The following is a 19,495-nucleotide window of genomic DNA, read 5'->3' as shown; positions in this document are numbered from 1 at the left end:
TTACGCCACACAGGCCATTGCTTCTAGGGGAAGCTCGCTCAGCATCCGCGCGATCGAGGCCGCCGCCTCGCGTCCGTCGTGCACGGCACGCACGACGAGGTCAGCGCCGCGCATGTTGTCGCCGCCGGCGAAGATCTTCGGGTGGCCGGTCTGGAACGGCAACCGGTTCGCGCCGCCGGCGCGGATGCGGCCACTGGCATCCCGTTCGATGCCGTACTCGGCGCACCATGCCGGCGAGCTGGGGCGGAAACCGAACGCCTGGATCACCACGTCGGCGCGCAGTTCGGTTTCGCTGCCTTCGACGTGCTGCAGCCGTGCGCGGCCGTGCGTGTCGATGCCCACTTCGGTTTGCACCAGACGCACGCCGCGCACCTTGCCCTGCTCGCCGAGCAAGGCAAGCGGCTGGCGATGGAACAGGAAGTCCACGCCTTCCTCGCGGCTGTAGCCCACCTCGCGGCGCGAGCCCGGCATGCTGGCCTCGTCGCGGCGGTACACGCAGGTCACCGAGGCGGCACCCAGCCGGATCGAAGTGCGGTTGCAATCCATGCCGGTATCGCCGCCGCCGAGTACGACGACGTGCTTGCCGTTGAGGTCGAGCGCGGGCGGCACCGGCTGGTCGTCGAGCAGGCGGTTCGCGTTGGCGACCAGGAACGGCAGCGCGTCGTGCACGCCGTCGAGTTCGCGCCCGGGCAACTCGCCGTCGACGAAGGTGTAGGCGCCGGTGCCGAGGAACACGGCGTCGTAGTCGGCCAGCAGTTGCTCGAACGCGATGTCGCGGCCGATCTCCACGTCGAGATGGAAGCGCACGCCCATGCCTTCGAGTACTTCGCGGCGGGTGTGGATCACCGTCTTGTCCAGCTTGAACGGCGGGATGCCGAAGGTGAGCAGGCCGCCGATCTCGCGCTGGCGGTCGAACACGTCCACCGCGATGCCGGCACGGCGCAGCCGGTCCGCGCAGGACAGGCCGGCCGGGCCGGCACCGACCACCGCCACGCGGTGGCCGGTTTCCACCACGCCGGACAGATCCGGCCGCCAGCCCTGGCGGAACGCCTCGTCGGTGATCGAGCGCTCGATGCTGCCGATCGTCACCGCGCCGAAGCCGCCCTGCTCCAGCGTGCAGGCGCCTTCGCACAGGCGATCCTGCGGACACACGCGGCCGCAGATTTCCGGCAGCGGGTTGGTTTCGTGCATCAGGGTGGCGGCTTCGAACAGACGTCCGTCCTGCACCAGCTTCAGCCAATCCGGGATGTAGTTGTGCACCGGGCAGGCGTGTTCGCAATACGGGTTGCCGCAGTCGAGGCAGCGCTCGGCCTGGCCCGTCGCCGCCGGTGGCGCGAAGTCGCCGCTGATCTCGCCGTAGCCAAGCACGCGGATCGCCACCGGCACTGCCTTCGGCGGCTGGCGGGGAAGATCCAGGAAACGGAAGAGTTTGTCGTTCATGGGATCAAGCCGGAAATGAGTGATGAGGAGTAAGGAGTGAGAGAGAGCGAAACCATGGCAGTCCCCTCTCGTCTCTCACTCCTCTGCACTCTTTCCTCGCTCTTCCTCATGCCGCCCTCCGCAATTCGTCGGCCAATGCGGTCAGGCTGGCCGCCTTCGGCTTGACCAGCCAGAAGCGCTGCAGCAGTCCGCGGAAATCGCCCAGGAGATGATGCCCCCAGGCGCTGCCGGTGAGTTCGGCGTGGCGCGCGATCAGTCCGCGCAGGTGCTGCATGTGGTGCTCCATGCCTTCCGGCGAGATGCGCACGATGTCGACCAGCTCGTGGTTGTAGCAATCGACGAAGTTGCGTTCGAGGTCGAGCACGTAGGCGAAGCCGCCGGTCATGCCGGCGCCGAAGTTGAGGCCGCAGGCGCCGAGCACGGCGACCACGCCGCCGGTCATGTATTCGCAGCAGTGGTCGCCGGCGCCCTCGATCACCGCCAGTGCGCCGGAGTTGCGCACGCCGAAGCGCTCACCCGCGCGGCCCGCGGCGAACAGCTCGCCGCCGGTGGCGCCGTACAGGCAGGTGTTGCCGAGGATGGACGCGTCCTGGCTGGCGAATGGCGATTCCGGCGACGGCCGCACCAGGATGCGCCCGCCGGCCATGCCCTTGCCGACGCCGTCGTTCGCCTCGCCGGTGAGTTCGATCTGCACCCCGCCGGCGTTCCACGCGCCGAGGCTTTGCCCTGCACTGCCTTCCAGCTGCAGGGTGATCGGTTCGGGCATGCCGTGGTCGCCCCAGCGCCGCGCGACGTCGCCGGACAATCGCGCGCCGATCGCGCGATCGGTATTCGCGATCGCGTAGCGGAACGTGCCGCCACTGCCCAGCTCGACCAGCGGCGCGGCATCGCGGGCGATGCGCGTGGCCAGCGCCGCCTCGTCGCGCAGCGGGTTGCGCGGCAGCGTGCAGGCGTTGTCCACGTCGACGCCCAGGCCGTCGCTGGCGATCAGCCGCGACAGGTCGAGCTGCCTCTGCACCGGCGTGCTGCCTTCGGCCTGGCGCAGCAGGTCGCTGCGGCCGACCAGCTCGCCGAGGCTGCGCACGCCCAGCTGCGCCAGATGGCCGCGCACGTCCTCGGCGACGAAGCGGAAGTAGTTCATCACCATCTCGGGCAGGCCGATGAAGTGGTCCTTGCGCAGCGTCTCGTTCTGCGTGGCGATGCCGGTGGCGCAGTTGTTGAGATGGCAGATGCGCAGGTACTTGCAGCCCAGCGCCACCATCGGGCCGGTGCCGAAACCGAAACTCTCGGCGCCGAGCAGCGCCGCCTTGATCACGTCGAGGCCGGTCTTTAGGCCGCCGTCGGTCTGCAGCCGCACGCGGCCGCGCAGGCCGTTGCGACGCAGGGTCTGCTGCGCCTCGGCCACGCCCAGTTCCCACGGCGTGCCGGCGTACTTGATCGAGGTGAGCGGACTGGCGCCGGTGCCGCCGTCGTGGCCGGAAATGGTGATCAGGTCCGCGCCGGCCTTGACCACGCCGGCGGCGACGGTGCCCACGCCGGCGTGCGAGACCAGCTTCACCGAGATCAGCGCGGTCGGGTTCACTTCCTTCAGGTCGTGGATCAGCTGCGCGAGATCCTCGATCGAGTAGATGTCGTGATGCGGCGGCGGCGAGATCAGGCCGATGCCGGGTTTGGCGTAGCGCAGTCGCGCGATGGTGGCGTCCACCTTGTGGCCGGGCAGCTGGCCGCCCTCGCCGGGCTTGGCACCCTGCGCGATCTTGATCTGCAGCACCTCGGCGTTGATCAGGTATTCGGCGGTGACGCCGAAGCGGCCGGACGACACCTGCTTGATCTTCGAGGTCTTCTCGGTGCCGTAGCGCGCCGGGTCTTCGCCGCCTTCGCCGGAATTGCTGCGGCCGCCGAGCCGGTTCATCGCGATCGCCAGCGCCTCGTGCGCTTCCGGCGACAGCGCGCCGAGCGACATGCCGGCCGAATCGAAACGCTTCAGGATCGCCTCGACCGGTTCGACTTCGTCCAGCGCAATCGCGGCACCGGCCGCCTGCGGCAGCAGCAGGTCGCGCAGCGCGGACGGCGGACGCGCGTCGACGTGCTGCGCGTAACGCCGGTAGTCGGCCATCGCGCCGCTGCGCACGGCGGCCTGCAGCGTGTCCACCACGTCGGGGTTGTACATGTGGTATTCGCCGCCATGCACGAACTTGTAGATGCCGCCGGCGCGCAGCGGCTGCGCCTCGTTCCACGCCTCGGCGGCGAGCAGGCGCGCGTCGTGTTCGAGATCGGCGAAGCCGGCGCCGCCGACCCGCGACGGTGTGCCGGCAAAACACAGCGCCACCACTTCGGGTGCCAGGCCCACGATCTCGAACAACTGCGCGCCGCGGTAGCCGGCGATGGTGGAGATGCCCATCTTCGACAGGATCTTCAGCAGGCCCTTGCGGATGCCGCGCCGGTAGCTGCGGCCGATCTCGCGCGCCGTGCCGTCGCCGCGCTTGATATGGCCGTCGCGGCCCAGCTCGAACAGGCTCTGGTAGGCCAGCCACGGATAGATCGCGGTGGCGCCGAAACCGATCAGGCAGGCGAACTGGTGCGCATCGCGCGCGGTGGCGGTTTCCACCAGCAGGTTGCACTGGCAGCGCAGGCCGGTCTCGATCAGGTGTGCGTGGATCGCGCCCACCGCCAGCAGCGCGTGCGCCGGCAGCGTGTCCCGGTTCGGATAACGGTCGGTGATGAAGACCATGCCGGCGCCGGCGCGCACGCCCTGCTCCGCCTCGCGGCAGAACCGGCGCAGCGCCGCTTCCAGGCCTTCCTCGGGCGGGTAGCACAGGTCGATCTGCACGGTGGCGTTGATGAACTGCGGCAGCGCCAGCAGCTGGCGCAGCTTGCGCTGCGAGCAGATCGGCGAGTTCAGCAGGATCTGCTTCGCGTTGTCGGCCGACAGCTCGAACAAGTTGCCTTCGCGGCCGAACTGGGTGACCAGCGACATCACCAGCCGCTCGCGCAGCGGGTCGATCGGCGGGTTGGTGACCTGGGCGAAGCCTTCGCGGAAGCGGTCGAACAGCGGCCGCACCTGGCGCGACATCGCCGCCATCGGCGTGTCGTCGCCCATCGCGCCGGTGGCCTCGGCCTCGGTTTCGGCGAGCACTTTCAGCACGCTCTCGCGTTCCTCGCGGCTCAAGCCGTAGAGCTTCTGGTAGCGGCGCAGCACCGTGGCCGGCAGCGGCTCGGCGGCGAGGCTGGGATCGATCAGGTCCGATTCGAGATAGCTGACGCCGGCGCGCAGCCAGTCGCGGAACGGCGCGCGGCTCTTGTTGATCGCGTCGATGTCGGCGTCGTGCAGCAGGCGCTTGCCGGCGAAATCCACCGCCAGCATCTGGCCCGGCCCGAGCCGGCCCTTCGCCACCACGCGCGACGGCGGCACGTCCCACAGGCCGGCCTCGGAAGCGACGATCAGGTGGTTGTCGTCGGACAACGCCCAGCGTGCCGGGCGCAGGCCGTTGCGGTCGAGCGTGCACGCCGCGTAGTGGCCGTCGCACATCACCAGCCCGGCCGGACCGTCCCACGGTTCGCTGTGCAGCGCGTAGTACTCGTAGAAGCCGGTGAGGTCCTCGTCCAGGTCCTCGCGCGCCGCATACGCCGGCGGCACCAGCACGCGCATCGCGGTGAGCATGTCGAGGCCGCCGGCCAGCAGCACCTCCAGCGCGTTGTCGAGGCTTTCCGAATCGGAACCGTCCTGGCGCACCAGCGGGCCGATGTCGGTGAGATCGACCCGCGGCGAGCGCAGTACCGCCTCGCGCGCCTGCATCCAGCGCCGGTTGCCGCGGATGGTGTTGATCTCGCCGTTGTGCGCGAGCAGCCGGAACGGCTGCGCCAGCCGCCACTGCGGCGTGGTGTTGGTGGAGAAGCGCTGGTGGAACACCACGGCGTCGCTGGTCAGCGCGGGATGCCGCAGGTCCGCGAACACCTCGCGCAGGCGGCCCGGCGCAGCCATCGCCTTGTAGCCGATCACCTGGGCGGACAGGCTCACCACGTAGAACTGCGGGTCACCGGCCAGCGCGGTCTCGGCACGCCGGCGCGCACGGAACAGCGCGCGTTCGAACGCGTCGTCGTCCATCCCGGCTGCGGCATTCACGAACACCTGGCGCACGCGCGGACAGGTGGCGCTGGCCAGCGGGCCGCAAGCCTCGGTATCGATCGCCACGTCGCGCCAGCCGGCCAGGGCCAGCCCGGCCTCGGCCAGATGCCGCTCGAACTCGATCGCGGCCGCCTCGCCACCGGCCGGATCGAGGAACACCAGCCCCGCCGCGAAGCGTTCGCCCGGCACGATGCCGTCCGCTGCCGCGAGCGCGCGCAGCCAGTCCGCCGGGCGATGGATCAGCACGCCGCAACCGTCGCCGCTGATGCCGTCGGCATTCACGCCGCCGCGATGGGAGAGTTTCGCCAGCGCGGCAAACGCAGTGTCGACCAGCGCGGCACTGGCGCGCCCGTCGATCTGCGCCACCAGGCCGAAGCCGCAGCTGTCGTGCTCGAAAGCCGGGTCGTACAACGTGGTGATGCCTGGCTGCGCCATCTTGTTTCCCCGGCGAATGGAATGGCTGGGCGCGCGAAGCCCGCGATGCCGGAAGCATCTGGCTGCACACGTGGTGTGACCCGACTAAAGCACAATTGTTGCGGCGCGTCAAAAGTTTGTTTGGACGGCTAGACGTTCATTTGATTCCGATGCAGGCAGCCAGCCGCGCGCGGACCAATCAATCCGGCAAACGAGTCATCCGTACGGGTGGCCATGAAACGCCCTGTTCCGGGCACGGCGCTCGCTCCCGCCGCCCGGCTCGGTGATAATCGTCCGATGCCCAACCTCGCCCGTCCCGCCCGTCCGTTCGTCGCCATACTGGTCGCCATCACCTTCGTCCTTTCGCTGGCCATGCCGCCCGCACAGGCGCATCAGGAGGGCAAGAGTCGAACCGAGCAGGCTGATGCGAAGCAGAGGCTGGCCGACTTGCGCAGCAAGATGGAAGCACTGGCGAAGGAGCAGGCCGAGACCGCGGCGCGCCGCGACAGCGCCAACGCGGAGCTGGCAAAACAGGCGAACGCGCTGGCCAGCGCGGCGCGCGCGGTACGCCAGACCGATGCCGAGCTGGCCGCCAAGCAACAGCAACTGGACCAGCTGCAGCAGCAGCGTACCGACCTGAAGCGAACGCTGAACAACCAGCGCGCCGCGATCGCCGACCTGCTGCGCGCCACCTATGCGCTCGGCCACGGTTCGGATCTGCGCCTGCTGCTGGGTGACGAGGACGTGGCACGCATCTCGCGCGCCCTGGTGTACTCGAAATATTTCCAGCAGGACCGCGTGCAACGCGTGCAGCGGCTGATGGCCGACCTGGCGAAGTTGCAGGAGCTGGAGAACGCGATCACCGCCGAACAGCAGGCGCTGCAAGCCGCCCGGGCACAGCGTGAGCAGCAGGCAAAGACGCTGGCGCAACAGCGTGCGGCGCAACAGAAGCTGGCGAGCGCGGCCAACGCGCAGTACAAGGACCAGGCGCAGCGGCTGGCAGCCATGAAACAGGACGCGCAATCGCTGGACAACCTGCTCGCCAAGCTGCAGCGGGCGATCGACGAAGCGGCACGCGAGGCCGCTGCCCGTGAGGCTGCGGCGCGCGCAGCGACTGCGAAGAGGCACCCGGGGCACAAGCCGCCGCCGCCGATCGAGGTCGGTAGCGCCAGCGCGAATATCCGCGGCAACCTGCCCTGGCCGGCCAGCGGCGTGGTCAACAGCTACGGCAGCGGCGTGCTGATCAAGGCCAGTGGCGGCAGCGAGATCCACGCGGTCGCGCGCGGGCGGGTGATCTACGCCGGCTTCCTGCGCGGCTACGGCATGCTGCTGATCATCAACCACGGCAACGGCTGGATGAGCATGTACGGCAACAACGAGACACTGCTGCACGGTGTCGGCGACCAGGTCGAGGCCGGCGAGGCGATCGGCACCGCCAGTGCACCCACCGGCATCAATACCGGTACGTATTTCGAATTGCGCAAGAACGGCAAGCCGGTCGATCCGCGCAGCTGGCTGAGCCAGCGCCGTTGACCTCATCGCCATGCGGCGTATGGCCTGCTTCGACATGAAGCCGCTGAATTACCCTGGTTTTCGGTTGTCGTAGATACTGTCCACACTTCTTTCGCGCTCCCGCGCGATGCTCGCACGTTGTACGGAGTCACCCGCATGCGCCTTTCCACCCCCGCCCTGACCACCCTGCTGCTGGCCGCACCGCTGCTGCTGGGCGCACCGCAAAGCCATGCGCAAGCCGCGCCACCCGCGGCTACCAGCGTGGCCGCGCCGCCGGTCGGCGTGCCTGCCGTCGCCAGCAGCGCCACCGGACCGGCCAGCGCCAGCTCCGTCGACCCGGTGGATCTGGACGACATCCGCAACTTCAGCCGGGTCTACGAGGTGGTACGCCAGGCATACGTGGAGAAGGTCGACAACAAGACCCTGATGAAGGCGGCGATCACCGGCATGCTCAGCGGTCTCGATCCGCACAGCGAATATCTGGACAAGGAAGGCCTGGCCCAGCTCAGCGAGGACACTTCCGGCGAATACAGCGGTCTCGGCATCGAGGTGCTGCAGGTCGACGGTGGCCTGCGCATCGTCTCGCCGATCGACGACACCCCGGCGTCACGCGCCGGCATCAAGCCGAACGACAGCATCGTCAAGATCAACGGCACCCTGATCGATCCGCAGAACGTCGACGACATGTTCAAGCAGCTGCGCGGCAAACCCGGCAGCAAGATCACGCTGACCATCGTGCACCAGCACAGCGACAAGCCGATCGATCTGCATCTGGTGCGCGAGAACATCTCGATCAGCAGCGTCAAGGTGCGCGAGCTGGAACCCGGCTACGCCTATCTGCGCATCAGCCAGTTCCAGGACGACACCGCAGCCGATCTGGAACACAAGCTGGGTGAGCTGATCAAGAAGAATGGCGGACAGAAAGGTGCCGTACTGGACCTGCGCAACAACCCGGGCGGCCTGCTTACCGCGGCGGTCGGGGTCAGCGACGACTTCCTCGATTCGGGCACCATCGTCACCACCCGCGGCCGGCTGCAGGATGCCAACATGAGCTTCAACGCCCACCCCGGCGACCAGCTCGACGGCGCGCCGATGATCGTGCTGACCAACAACGGCACCGCTTCGGCCGCCGAGATCGTCTCCGGCGCGCTGAAGGACAATCGCCGCGCGCTGATCATGGGCCAGCGCACGTTCGGCAAGGGCGTGGTGCAGACGGTGCTGCCGCTGGACGCCGACCATGCGGTGAAGATCACCACCGCGCGCTACTACACGCCCAAAGGCACCTCGATCCAGGCCGAAGGCATCAAGCCGGACATCGCGCTGGCCGACCTCACCGCGAGCGCCGCCGACCGTGGCCCGGCCTTGATCAATTCGGAGGCCGACCTACCGCATCACCTGGCCAACGAAAACGCCGCCGCAGGCGACATCGACGACGACGGCAGCGCCGCCGACGGCAAGCTCGCCACCAGCGACTACGCACTGGCGCAGGCGCTGAACGTGCTCAAGGGGATGGCTCTGGAACGGCCCGGTACCGCCCGGCGCTGATGAACGCCGGCGCCGACACCTGCAAGCCGCCGCATGTCGTGATCCTCGGCGGCGGCTTTGGCGGCATGGCGGCGGCGCGACGGCTGGCCGGCGCGGCGGTGCAGGTGACCCTGGTGGATCGACGCAATCACCATCTGTTCCAGCCGCTGCTGTATCAGGTCGCCACCGCGAGTCTGGCCGCGCCGTCGATCGCCGCGCCGCTGCGGCAGATCCTGCGCCGCCAGCGCAACCTCACCGTATTGTTGAACGAAGTGGTCGGCATCGACCTGACGGCGCGCCGGGTGCAGTGCACTCACGGCGCACTCGACTACGATTACCTGGTGGTCGCCACCGGTGCCACACACGCCTATTTCGGGCACGACGAGTGGGAGCGTTTCGCGCCAGGGTTGAAGACACTGGACGATGCGTTCCTGATCCGGCGCCGCGTCCTGCTGGCGTTCGAGAACGCCGAGCGCGAATCCGATCCGGCACGCCGCCAGGCCTGGCTCAGTTTCGTGGTGGTCGGCGGCGGTTCCACTGGCGTCGAGCTGGCCGGTACCCTGATCGAGCTGGCGCGGCATACCTTGTCACGCGAATTCCGCCGCAGTGACCCGCGACACGCAACGGTGCGCCTGATCGAGGCCGGCCCGCGGTTGCTGCCGGCATTCGACCCGGCCCTGTCGGACAAGGCGCGTCGGCAACTTGAACGGCTCGGGGTGGAAGTGCATACCGGCGTCGCCGTCACCGGCATCGACGCAAACGGCGTGAAGCTGGGCGAACGACGATTGTCTGCCCGCACCGTTTTGTGGGCTGCCGGGGTGGCGGCGTCGCCGGTCGGAGGCCTGCTCGGTACCGCGCTCGATCCTGCGGGAAGGGTGCAGGTATTGGACGACCTGAGCTTGCCGGGGCATCCGGAGAGCTTCGTCGTGGGTGATCTCGCCGGTATCGCACAGGCCGATGGGAAGCCCGTGCCCGGCGTGGCGCCCGCAGCCAAACAGATGGGCCGGCATGTCGGCACGACGATCCGCGCGCGGCTGCGCGGCAGCGACGAACGGCAGCCGTTTCGTTACCGCGACGACGGGTCGCTGGCCACCATCGGGCGGATGGCTGCGGTGGCGCAATTCGGCAGGCTCAAGCTGTCGGGCTTTCCCGCATGGGTGGTGTGGCTGCTGGCCCACATCTACTTTCTGATCGGCTTCCGCAACCGGCTGGTGGTGATGCTTGACTGGGCCTGGGCGTATTGCACGCATCAGCGGCATGCGCGCATCGTCAGCGGCGACGACTTGCCGGACGACGACGCGGCCAGCCGCTGATCCGTAACGCAGACGGCCCCACGTGGGGGCCGTCGATGCTCGTTCCAAAAAGTCCGCACGGGGATGCGCGGCTCTTGTAAGGGACTCACATTATGCAGTGGCGAACAAGCCGCGCATCTTCTTCATCGCGTTCGCCTCGACCTGGCGGATGCGCTCGGCGGAAACGCCGTACTCGTCCGCCAGATCCTGCAGCGTGGCCTTGTTGTCGTCATCCAGCCAGCGGCGCTGGATGATGTCGCGGGAGCGCTTGTCGAGGTGGCTCAACGCATCGGTCAGCGTCTGCATCTGATTGTCGGCGTAGTCCTCGTCGGATACGTTCTCGTACGGATCGGCGCCATCGTCGATCAGGAACGCCGCCGGTGCCGGCTTGGCATCGTCATCGGCATCGGCCGGTGCCTCGAAGCCGATATCGCGACCGGACAGGCGCGATTCCATCTCGCGCACGGTCGCCTCGGGCACGCCCAGGTCCTTCGCCACCGTGCTCACTTCCGCCGCGTTCATCCAGCCCAGGCGCTTCTTGCTCTTGCGCAGGTTGAAGAACAGCTTGCGCTGCGCCTTGGTGGTGGCGACCTTCACGATGCGCCAGTTTTTCAGAATGAACTCGTGCATCTCGGCACGGATCCAGTGCACCGCGAAGCTGACCAGGCGCACGCCCTGATCCGGGTCGAAACGCTTGACCGCCTTCATCAGGCCGATGTTGCCTTCCTGGATCAGGTCGGCCAGCTGCAGGCCGTAACCGGAATAGCCGCGCGCCACGTGCACCACGAAGCGCAGGTGCGACATCACCAGCTTCTTCGCCGCCGCCAGATTGGCGTCTTCGAGGTAGTCGCGCGACAGCGCCTGCTCTTCTTCCGAGCTCAGCACGGGAATGCGGTGGACCGCAGAAATATAGGCATCCAGGCTGCCAACGACGCTGGGCAGCGGGAAGTTGGCGGTCACCAAGGCTTGAGACATGGATGGAACCTCCTTCAATGACGTGACAGTTTAGCACTCGGGTAGTTGGAGTGCTAAAGCGCGGGTTGGTTCCGCGCTTTAATAAACTAAATAGTATAGATATTCGCAGCCCTTGTCCAGTGCCTGGATCGCACCGACATGAGGCTGCCGCAGCGACATTCAAGCGGGCGTGAAGCGGCCCTGCAATGCAGCCCGGGGCGGCAGCGACCAGTCGATCGGCGCCTGGTGCCGGCTTTCGAGATAGCGGTTGGCAGCGGAGAAGTGCCCGCAGCCGATGAAGCCGCGGTGGGCCGACAGCGGCGATGGATGCACCGAACTGAGCACGCAATGCCGGCTGGTGTCGATGAGCTGGCCCTTGCGCTGGGCGTAGGAGCCCCACAACAGGAACACCAGGCCTTCGCGCTCGCGGTTCAGCGCGTCGATCGCCGCATCGGTGAAGCCCTCCCAGCCCTTGCCCTGGTGCGTGCCGGCGCGACCTTCTTCCACCGTCAGCACGCTGTTGAGCAGGAGCACGCCGCGGTCTGCCCATGGCGTGAGGCAGCCGTGGTCGGGCCGCGGGATGCCGAGGTCGCGCTGGATTTCCTTGAAGATGTTCTCCAGCGACGGCGGCACCCGTACGCCGGGGCGCACCGAGAAGCACAGGCCGTGTGCCTGGCCGGGGCCGTGGTACGGATCCTGGCCCAGGACCACCACCCGCACCGCGTCGAACGGGGTGTGCTCGAAGGCGGCGAAGATTTCCGGGCCGGGCGGATAGATGTGTTTGCCGGCCTGCTTTTCGGCGCGCAGGAACGCCGCCAATGCCTGCATGTCGGGGCGCTGCAGATAGTCGCCGATGCGCGCCTTCCACGAGGGCTCCAGCTTGATCCGTGCCGCATCGCTCATGCCTCGGCCGCGTGCTCACGTAGATGACGCGCCACGCGCAGTTGGAACAGCAGCTTGGTCACCAGCAGCTTCTCCTCGACCGGCTTTTCGACCAGGTCGTTGGCGCCGGCCCTGATCAGGGCCGCCTGGTTGGCCGGATTTTCGTCGCCGGTCATCACCAGCACCGGCAACCGGCCCTTGCCGTAGCCGAATTCGCCGCGGATGTGCTTGAGCAGGTCGCCGCCGGTCAATTCGCCTTTCAGGCTGACGTCGGTCAGCACCACGTCGGCGCCGACCCAGCCGAGCGCGCGGTCCGTTTCCAGCATCGCCAGCGCGTCTTCCACGCTGACCACATGGCGCACGGTGAGGCCGATCCGCTCCAGCATGCGGCGGGTTGCCAGCGCCACCACGCGGCTGTCCTCGACATAGAGCACGGTGCCTTCGGCGGTCGCCTGCGGGCTGACGTAGCCACGGATGAACGCCGCCAGCGCCTGGAAACCCAGCGCCTTGTCGAAATAGTCGGTGACATGCTCGCCCAGCGAGCGCTTGTGCAGGCGATCCTCGACGTCGCCGGAGACCACCACGATCGGCACGTAGATCTGCGGCGCCGATTCGCGCACGAACTTCGCCAACTCCAGCCCGTCCATGTCCGGCAGGCGCAGCGCGATGGTGATGAAATCGAACACGCCCTCGCCGAGCACGTTTTGCGCCTCGGCCCCGCTGCCGCAACCGACCACCTCGACGCCCGGCAACTCGGCCTGCAGTACGCGGCCGATCAATTGCCGCACCACGCGCGAACCGTCGACCACCAGCACGCGCGGCGCCTCGGTGACCAGACGATTGCTGATATTTGTACTCATGCCTTTGTCATCCACCGCACCCCGTGGCGCTCCCGGCCAATAGATCGCGACCGCACCCCTTGCGACCGCTTCCATGAAGATAGCGCACCGACCGCATCAGCCGCTGCGATTCGCGTCACCCGGTTGCGGATTCATCAGGCCGCGTTGCGCAATTGCCATGCACTGACCACGCGCGCACCCAGCCAACCCAACGCGGCCGCGGCCAGCGGCACCGCCAGCAGCAACCACAGCGGCAAGCCGCCGACCTGCAGCTTGCCATCATAAGCGCGACTCAGTTGCGCCACCGGCGCGGCCAGCGCAAGTTCGATCAGCACCGCCAGCAACGCCGCCAGAATGCCGCTGAACAGTCCATACCAGATCCCGGCATACAGATACGGCCGGCGCACGAAAGCACTGCTGGCGCCGACCAGCAGCAGCACGCCGATCTCCTCGCTGCGGCTGGCGATGTCGACCCGCACGGTATTGCCGACCACCAGCAAGGCCGCCAGCGCCAGCAGCGAGGCAAGCACCAGCACGGCGCGGTTGCCGACGCCGAGCAATGCATCCAGCCGCTGCCGCCAGCTGCCGCTGTCCTGCACCAGGTCAACGCTGCGCATCGCGCGCACGTCGGCAACCATGCGCGCCAGCGCAGCGGCGCTTGTCCCGGATCGCGGCTGCAGTTGCAGCACATACGGCAACGGATTGTCGTCGAGTGTGTTCAGGGCGCCGGAGAAACCCTGCATCCCGGCCAGTTCCTCCATGCCCTGCTGTGGCGTTTTCACCACGACCGCGGCAACCTCGGGTCGATCGCCCAGCTGGCTTGCCAGCATCTGCGCCTGTTGCGCGGTCTGGCCCGGCTGCATGAACACGCTGATCGCCTGGCCCTGACCCAGCGCATCGCCAAGCTTCTGCACATTGCCCAACAACAGGTAAAACGCCAGCGGCAAGGCCAGCGCCAACCCCATTACGGCGATCGTCAGCAGGCTGCCGAGCGGCCGCGTGCCGAGTCGGCGCAAGCTGGCCGCGGCGCTCCAGCCATGATGCTCACGCCAGCTGGCCAGGCGCCGGCTCTGGCTGTGTCCATTGCGCGGCGGCGCATCGGCGGCTGAAGCGCGGACGGTTTCCGGTGGCATGCTCACAAAACCTCCTGGGCCGACAGATCGGCCACCAGTCGGCCGTGGTCGAGCACGATCACGCGCTTCTTCATGCGCTTGATCAGCGGCAGGTCGTGGCTGGCGATCAACACGGTGGTGCCGACCTGCTGGAACTCGGCGAACAGGCCCATGATCTCCATTGCCAGCTGCGGATCGAGATTGCCCGTCGGCTCGTCGGCGATCAGCAGGATCGGCCGCGCCACGATCGCGCGGGCGATACCGACGCGTTGCTGTTCGCCGGCGGACAGGGTGGCCGGCAACTGTCGCTCGTACGCAAGCAGCCCGACCTTTTCCAGCGCCGCGCGCACGCGGCGGGCACGTTCGGCGCGCGCGATGCCGCCGATGACCAGCGGCAGCTCGACGTTGGCAAACACCGTGCGCTCCATCAGCAGGCGATGATCCTGGAACACCATGCCGATCTGCCGGCGCCATTTCGGGATGCCGCTGTGGCGGATCTTCGCCAGGCTCTTGCCATCCATGTTGATCACGCCATGCGACGGCCGCTCGATCAGGCCCAGCAGTTTGAGCAAGGTGCTCTTGCCGGCACCGGAATGCCCGGTGACGAAAGCCATCTCGCCGCTGGGCACCTCGAACGAGAGTTGCGAGAGCGCTTCGTGGCCGCCCTCGTAGCGCTTGCTGACTTGATCGAACTGGATCACCGAGAGTCCCCGAGCCTGCGTGCCGTCGTATCAGCGACAAGGATAAGGGAAGCCGGCGTGAAGATGCGGACTTCCCGCGACGGTTGATCGCCGCGGGTTCAGAACCCGGCAAACGGATCATGGACGGGCCAACGCGGATCGGGCCACCACGCGCCCGATCCGGCGGCCGCGAAAGTGCGCGATCGCACTTTCCCGACTGGCGCTTATCGCCCGGTGAACAGCCTGGTCAGCCGACGGAACAGGCCCGGCTTCTGCGGCGACGCGTGGTCGGCCTTGGTCACGGCCACCTGGCGCGACGGCCGGTTATGGGTATTGCCCGAGGACTCGACCGCATTGCGCTCGCGCGGAGGACGACGCTCGCCGCGCGGGGCGCGGTTGCCTTCGGCCACGGCTGTACCGCGACCGGCGTTCTCGACGCCGTCGGTCGGCGCACCTTCGCGACGACGGTTGCGCCCACCACGACGACGGCGCGGCTTGCGCGCGGCTTCGCCGGTGGCGGCATCGCCACTGGCAGCCGGGGCCGTTTCGGTGTGGTGCACGGCGACGGCAACCGGCTGCTCGGCCGCAGCGACGACGGCACTGTCGGCGACGGACTCGACCGGCCGGCGCTCACGCGGCGGCCGTGCACTGCTGCGGCCCGAACCGCTGCGCTCGCCGCTGCGGCCGCCGGAACCACCCGTGCGGCGCGGCTTCTCGCCGGGACGCGGCGGCACCACGTCGCCGAACGCGGCGCTGTCGGCGGCGGCATTCGCGGCGAACTCGGCATCGACCGCGCGCGGCTTCGGCATCACCAGCAGCTCCGGATCCATCTGCGCGACCGGGATACTCTGGCCGATATAGGTCTCGATGTCCGGCAGCGACATCGCGTACAGGTCGCAGGCGAAGCTGATCGCGTCGCCCTCGGCGCCGAGGCGCGCGGTGCGCCCGATGCGGTGCACGTAATCCTCCGCTTCATGCGGCAGGTCGTAGTTGAACACGTGGCTGACCGCGGGGATATGCAGGCCGCGCGCGGCCACGTCGGTGGCCACCAGGATGTCGAGCTGGCCATCCTGGAAACGCTGCAACAGCTTCTGCCGCTTCAGCTGCGGCACGTCGCCGGAGATCGCGCCGACGCGGCAGCCGTGGCGCTTGACGCGCTCGGTGATGCGCTCGGCGGCGGCCTTGGTATTGACGAAAATGATGCTGCGCGAAGGCTTGTGCTTGTCGATCAGGTTCAGCAGCAGCGGCATCTTCTCTTCCTTGGCCGGGAAGTAGACGACCTGGCGCACCTTGTCGGCAGTGACGTTGTCGCTCTCCACCACCAGCTTCTCGGCCTCGTGCATGTGCTCGTAGGCCAGCTCCAGCACGCGATGGGAGAGCGTGGCGGAGAACAGCAGCACCTGGCGCTGCTCGCGCGGCGGCAACTTGCGGAAGATGAAGCGCACGTCCTTGATGAAGCCGAGGTCGAACATGCGGTCGGCCTCGTCGATCACCATCACCTCGACGCTGTTGAGATTGAACACGCCCTGCTTGTGGTAGTCGAGCATGCGGCCAGGGGTGGCGATGATGATGTCGCAGCCATCCTTCAGCTGCTGGCGCTGCTTGTCGTAATCGACGCCGCCATAGATGAGGGCCACGCGCAGGCCGGTGTGGCGACCGATCGCCTTGGCGTCCTTCTCGATCTGGATCGCCAGTTCGCGGGTCGGCGCGATGATCAGCGCACGCGGATCGCTGTCCTTGCGCTCGGCCACGGCCGGCGTGGTCAGCAGGCGATTCATCAGCGCGACCAGGAAGGCGCAGGTCTTGCCGGTGCCGGTCTGCGCCTGGCCGGCGACGTCGCGGCCGGCCAGCGCCAGCGGCAGGGTCATTTCCTGGATCGGCGTGCAGCGGGTGAAGCCGCTGTCGTCCAGGCCCTGCTGCAGCAGCGGTTGAAGATCGAAGTTGGTGAAAAAGGTATCGGTGAGGACGGTTTGTGACATATGCGGATGGTTGACCTTTGCCTGACGGCGGCGTGATGCGCTGCACCCGCTACAGGCCCCGAAGATCGGCGCGAAAGCGGTGCAGGACGGGTGCGCGTTGCGCAGCGAAGCGGCTCAATGTCAGGGTCAACAAGGTCGCGCCGCGGCGTGCGACGCCGTTTTTGCCGGCGGTCTGACGGGCGGCTGTGCAAGCCGCCCTTGAATCGTGCCCGGAGTTGCGCTGGAATGAGAACATGCCGCCACGGCACGGCCTCGTCCGGCGCAACCCGCGCTTCATGGGCACCTGAGTGTAGCTGATGACGGGCGATCAAGTCGCTATCTCCTTGTTTTCCCGCGTTTGCCACCCCATTGTTTTCACCCCCGCAGTTTTGCGCCCCAGCCACGGAGATTCCCGGTGAGCGACCTGATTACCCATGTGAACGACGACGCCTTCGAGCAACAGGTGCTCAAGTCCGATACCCCGGTGCTGCTGGATTTCTGGGCGGAATGGTGCGGTCCGTGCAAGGCCATCGCGCCGATGCTGGACGAACTGGCCCAGCAGTACGAAGGCAAGCTGCGCATCGTCAAGGTCAACATCGACCAGAACCAGCAAACCCCGCGAACCTATGGCGTGCGCGGCATCCCGACCCTGATGGTGTTCAAGAACGGCAAGGTCGAAGCGACCCAGATCGGTGCCGTCAGCAAGGGCCAGCTGACCCAGATGATCGACAAGGCCATCTGATCCATCCGTTGCAAACCCGCGGCATCGAGCCGGCCCGGCTGAGTACGGCCGGCTCACGAGGCTTTACGCCGATACGCAGCGGGTGCTAGATTCAGTGCGTCCGTCGGGACAGTCCTGTCCCCTTGCGCCTTCCGCGCGACGCACACCCTCCCTCCTGTAATTCAACGGCGCCCTGCGAGGATTGCCCGTGTCCGATACCGATAACAAAATTCCGACCGACGCCAAAAGCGCCGATACCAAGCCTGTTGCCGAAGCCAGATCCGAGCCGCGACCCCGCGCTCCGCGTCGTACGGCAGCGGCCATTGCGGCGGCGAATGCCGAAAAGGCGGCCGGTGCCGACAAACCGGCAGCGCCTGCCCCGGCCGCGCCGACGCCCGCTCCGGCGGCGCCGGCACCCGTGCAGGCAAGCCTGCCAGTGACGCAGGCCAGCGAGCCGCCCACAACGCGCCCGCCTCAGGAGCCGCGTGACTCCGCGCCGCAGTCCGGCCAGAACCAGGATCAGCCGCAAGGCCAGAACCCGGGCCCGGCATCGAACCCGAACCAGGGCCAGAACCAGGGCGGTGGCCAGAACAACGGCGGCCGCGAGGGTCGCGAAGGCCGTGGTCGACGTCGTCGCAACGAGCGCGGTGGCAACCCGAACCCGCAGCAGGGACGTCCGCAAAACCATCCGCGGCCGAACCCGAACGGCCTGCCGGTGGACGACGACAACGCCGATCCGGGCAGCAACGACCGCGTCATCAACCTCACCGAACTGAAGCGCAAGAACGCGATCCAGCTGCTGGAATTCGCCGAGTCGCTGGGCGTGCACGAAGGCGTCGCCCGCGCGCGCAAGCAGGACGTGATCTTCAACGTGCTCAAGGCGCACGCCCGCTCCGGCGGAGGCATCTGGGCCGAAGGCGTGCTGGAAATCCTGCAGGACGGCTTCGGCTTCATGCGCTCGGCCGACGAGTCCTACCTGGCCGGCCCCGACGACATCTACGTGTCGCCCAGCCAGATCCGCCGTTTCAACCTGCGCACCGGCGACTACGTCACCGGTCGCGTGCGCCACCCGAAGGAAGGCGAGCGCTATTTCGCCATGCTGCGGGTCGAGACGATCAACGGCGATCCGCCGGAGGCGTCCAAGAACAAGATGCTGTTCGAGAACCTCACCCCGTTGTTCCCGCGCAAGGCCTACAAGCTGGAGCGTGGCAACGGGTCGAGCGAGGACATCACCGGACGCATCCTCGATCTCATCGCGCCGATCGGCAAGGGCCAGCGCGGCCTGATCGTCTCGCAGCCGAAATCCGGCAAGACGATGATGCTGCAGAACATTGCCCAGGCGATCCAGTACAACCACCCCGAAGCGCACCTGATCATGCTGCTGATCGACGAGCGTCCGGAGGAAGTCACCGAGATTGCCCGCACCGTGCGCGCCGAAGTGATCTCCTCGACCTTCGACGAGCCGGCCGTGCGTCACGTGCAGGTCGCCGAGATGGTGATCGAGCGGGCCAAGCGCCTGGTCGAGCACAAGAAGGACGTGATCATCCTGCTCGACTCGATCACCCGCCTGGCGCGTGCCTACAACACCGTGATCCCGAGCTCCGGCAAGGTGCTTACCGGCGGCGTGGACGCCAACGCCCTGCAGCGCCCGAAGCGCTTCTTCGGCGCCGCCCGCAATGTGGAAGAAGGTGGTTCGCTGACCATCATCGCCACCGCGCTGACCGAAACCGGCAGCAAGATGGACGAGGTGATCTACGAGGAGTTCAAGGGTACCGGCAACATGGAAGTGCACCTGTCCCGGCGCATCTCCGAAAAGCGCGTTTATCCGGCCATCGACATCAATCGCTCCGGCACCCGCCGCGAGGATCTGCTGATCGAGCCGGACATGCTTTCCAAGATCTGGATCCTGCGCAAGCTGCTGCATCCGATGGACGAGCTTTCCGCGATGGAGTTCATGCTCGACAAGATGAAGAACACCAAGTCCAACGACGAGTTCTTCAATTCGATGAAGCGCTGAGAAGCGGGAAACCAGGAGTCGCAA

General features: G+C 67.6%; 13 protein-coding genes. 5 read left to right on the top strand and 8 right to left on the bottom strand.

Annotation, left to right across the window (positions count from 1 at the left end):
• Positions 1-1,440, bottom strand: a complete 1,440-nt coding sequence (locus tag CIW53_RS00820; protein WP_149362805.1) for a glutamate synthase subunit beta — start codon at positions 1,438-1,440, stop codon at positions 1-3.
• Between the two features lie 106 nt (positions 1,441-1,546).
• Entirely contained in the window at positions 1,547-6,001 is a 4,455-nt protein-coding gene (gene gltB / locus CIW53_RS00815; protein ID WP_149362804.1) for a glutamate synthase large subunit, read from the bottom strand.
• 351 nt (positions 6,002-6,352) lie between these two features.
• On the opposite strand from gltB, the gene CIW53_RS00810 reads away from it, so the two are divergent.
• The 3 genes from CIW53_RS00810 to CIW53_RS00800 all read left to right on the top strand — a co-directional run bounded on the left by CIW53_RS00810 (position 6,353) and on the right by CIW53_RS00800 (position 10,329).
• Positions 6,353-7,513, top strand: coding sequence for a peptidoglycan DD-metalloendopeptidase family protein (locus CIW53_RS00810; RefSeq protein ID WP_242451759.1), 1,161 nt, complete (start codon positions 6,353-6,355; stop codon positions 7,511-7,513).
• A gap of 135 nt (positions 7,514-7,648) precedes the next feature.
• Positions 7,649-9,037 carry a S41 family peptidase gene (locus CIW53_RS00805; RefSeq protein WP_149362803.1) on the top strand — a complete coding sequence of 463 codons (1,389 nt, stop codon included), beginning with the start codon at positions 7,649-7,651 and terminating at the stop codon, positions 9,035-9,037.
• Positions 9,037-10,329 carry an NAD(P)/FAD-dependent oxidoreductase gene (locus tag CIW53_RS00800; protein WP_149362802.1) on the top strand — a complete coding sequence of 431 codons (1,293 nt, stop codon included), beginning with the start codon at positions 9,037-9,039 and terminating at the stop codon, positions 10,327-10,329. Before CIW53_RS00805 ends, CIW53_RS00800 begins: the two co-directional genes overlap by 1 nt.
• Positions 10,330-10,419: 90 nt before the next feature.
• On the opposite strand, the gene rpoH is transcribed toward CIW53_RS00800, so the two are convergent.
• From rpoH to CIW53_RS00770, 6 genes are all read right to left on the bottom strand, one after another.
• On the bottom strand, positions 10,420-11,283 hold the full coding sequence (gene rpoH, locus CIW53_RS00795; protein ID WP_149362801.1) for an RNA polymerase sigma factor RpoH: 864 nt from the start codon (positions 11,281-11,283) through the stop codon (positions 10,420-10,422).
• A gap of 159 nt (positions 11,284-11,442) precedes the next feature.
• Positions 11,443-12,165 carry a uracil-DNA glycosylase gene (ung, locus tag CIW53_RS00790; protein WP_149362800.1) on the bottom strand — a complete coding sequence of 241 codons (723 nt, stop codon included), beginning with the start codon at positions 12,163-12,165 and terminating at the stop codon, positions 11,443-11,445.
• Positions 12,162-13,004, bottom strand: coding sequence for a response regulator (locus CIW53_RS00785; protein ID WP_149362799.1), 843 nt, complete (start codon positions 13,002-13,004; stop codon positions 12,162-12,164). Before CIW53_RS00785 ends, ung begins: the two co-directional genes overlap by 4 nt.
• A 134-nt stretch (positions 13,005-13,138) precedes the next feature.
• Positions 13,139-14,116, bottom strand: coding sequence for a permease-like cell division protein FtsX (ftsX, locus tag CIW53_RS00780; RefSeq protein ID WP_149363401.1), 978 nt, complete (start codon positions 14,114-14,116; stop codon positions 13,139-13,141).
• A 2-nt stretch (positions 14,117-14,118) separates the two neighbouring features.
• Entirely contained in the window at positions 14,119-14,796 is a 678-nt protein-coding gene (gene ftsE / locus CIW53_RS00775; protein ID WP_149362798.1) for a cell division ATP-binding protein FtsE, read from the bottom strand.
• A gap of 203 nt (positions 14,797-14,999) precedes the next feature.
• Positions 15,000-16,754 (bottom strand): DEAD/DEAH box helicase, encoded by a 1,755-nt coding sequence (locus CIW53_RS00770; RefSeq protein WP_149362797.1) that lies wholly within the window; start codon positions 16,752-16,754, stop codon positions 15,000-15,002.
• 394 nt (positions 16,755-17,148) lie between these two features.
• Here CIW53_RS00770 and trxA point away from each other — a divergent pair, with 394 nt between their 5' ends.
• Positions 17,149-17,475, top strand: coding sequence for a thioredoxin TrxA (trxA, locus tag CIW53_RS00765; protein WP_149362796.1), 327 nt, complete (start codon positions 17,149-17,151; stop codon positions 17,473-17,475).
• Between the two features lie 187 nt (positions 17,476-17,662).
• Complete coding sequence (rho, locus tag CIW53_RS00760) at positions 17,663-19,471, top strand: transcription termination factor Rho (protein ID WP_149362795.1); 1,809 nt, start codon at positions 17,663-17,665, stop codon at positions 19,469-19,471.
• Positions 19,472-19,495 lie beyond the last annotated feature (24 nt).

Origin of the sequence: Rhodanobacter sp. T12-5 (assembly GCF_008329435.1) — a bacterium.
Taxonomy (GTDB): domain Bacteria; phylum Pseudomonadota; class Gammaproteobacteria; order Xanthomonadales; family Rhodanobacteraceae; genus Rhodanobacter.
The sequence above is the reverse complement of the archived record's forward strand: the minus strand, read 5'-3'. Positions and strand labels throughout refer to the sequence as shown.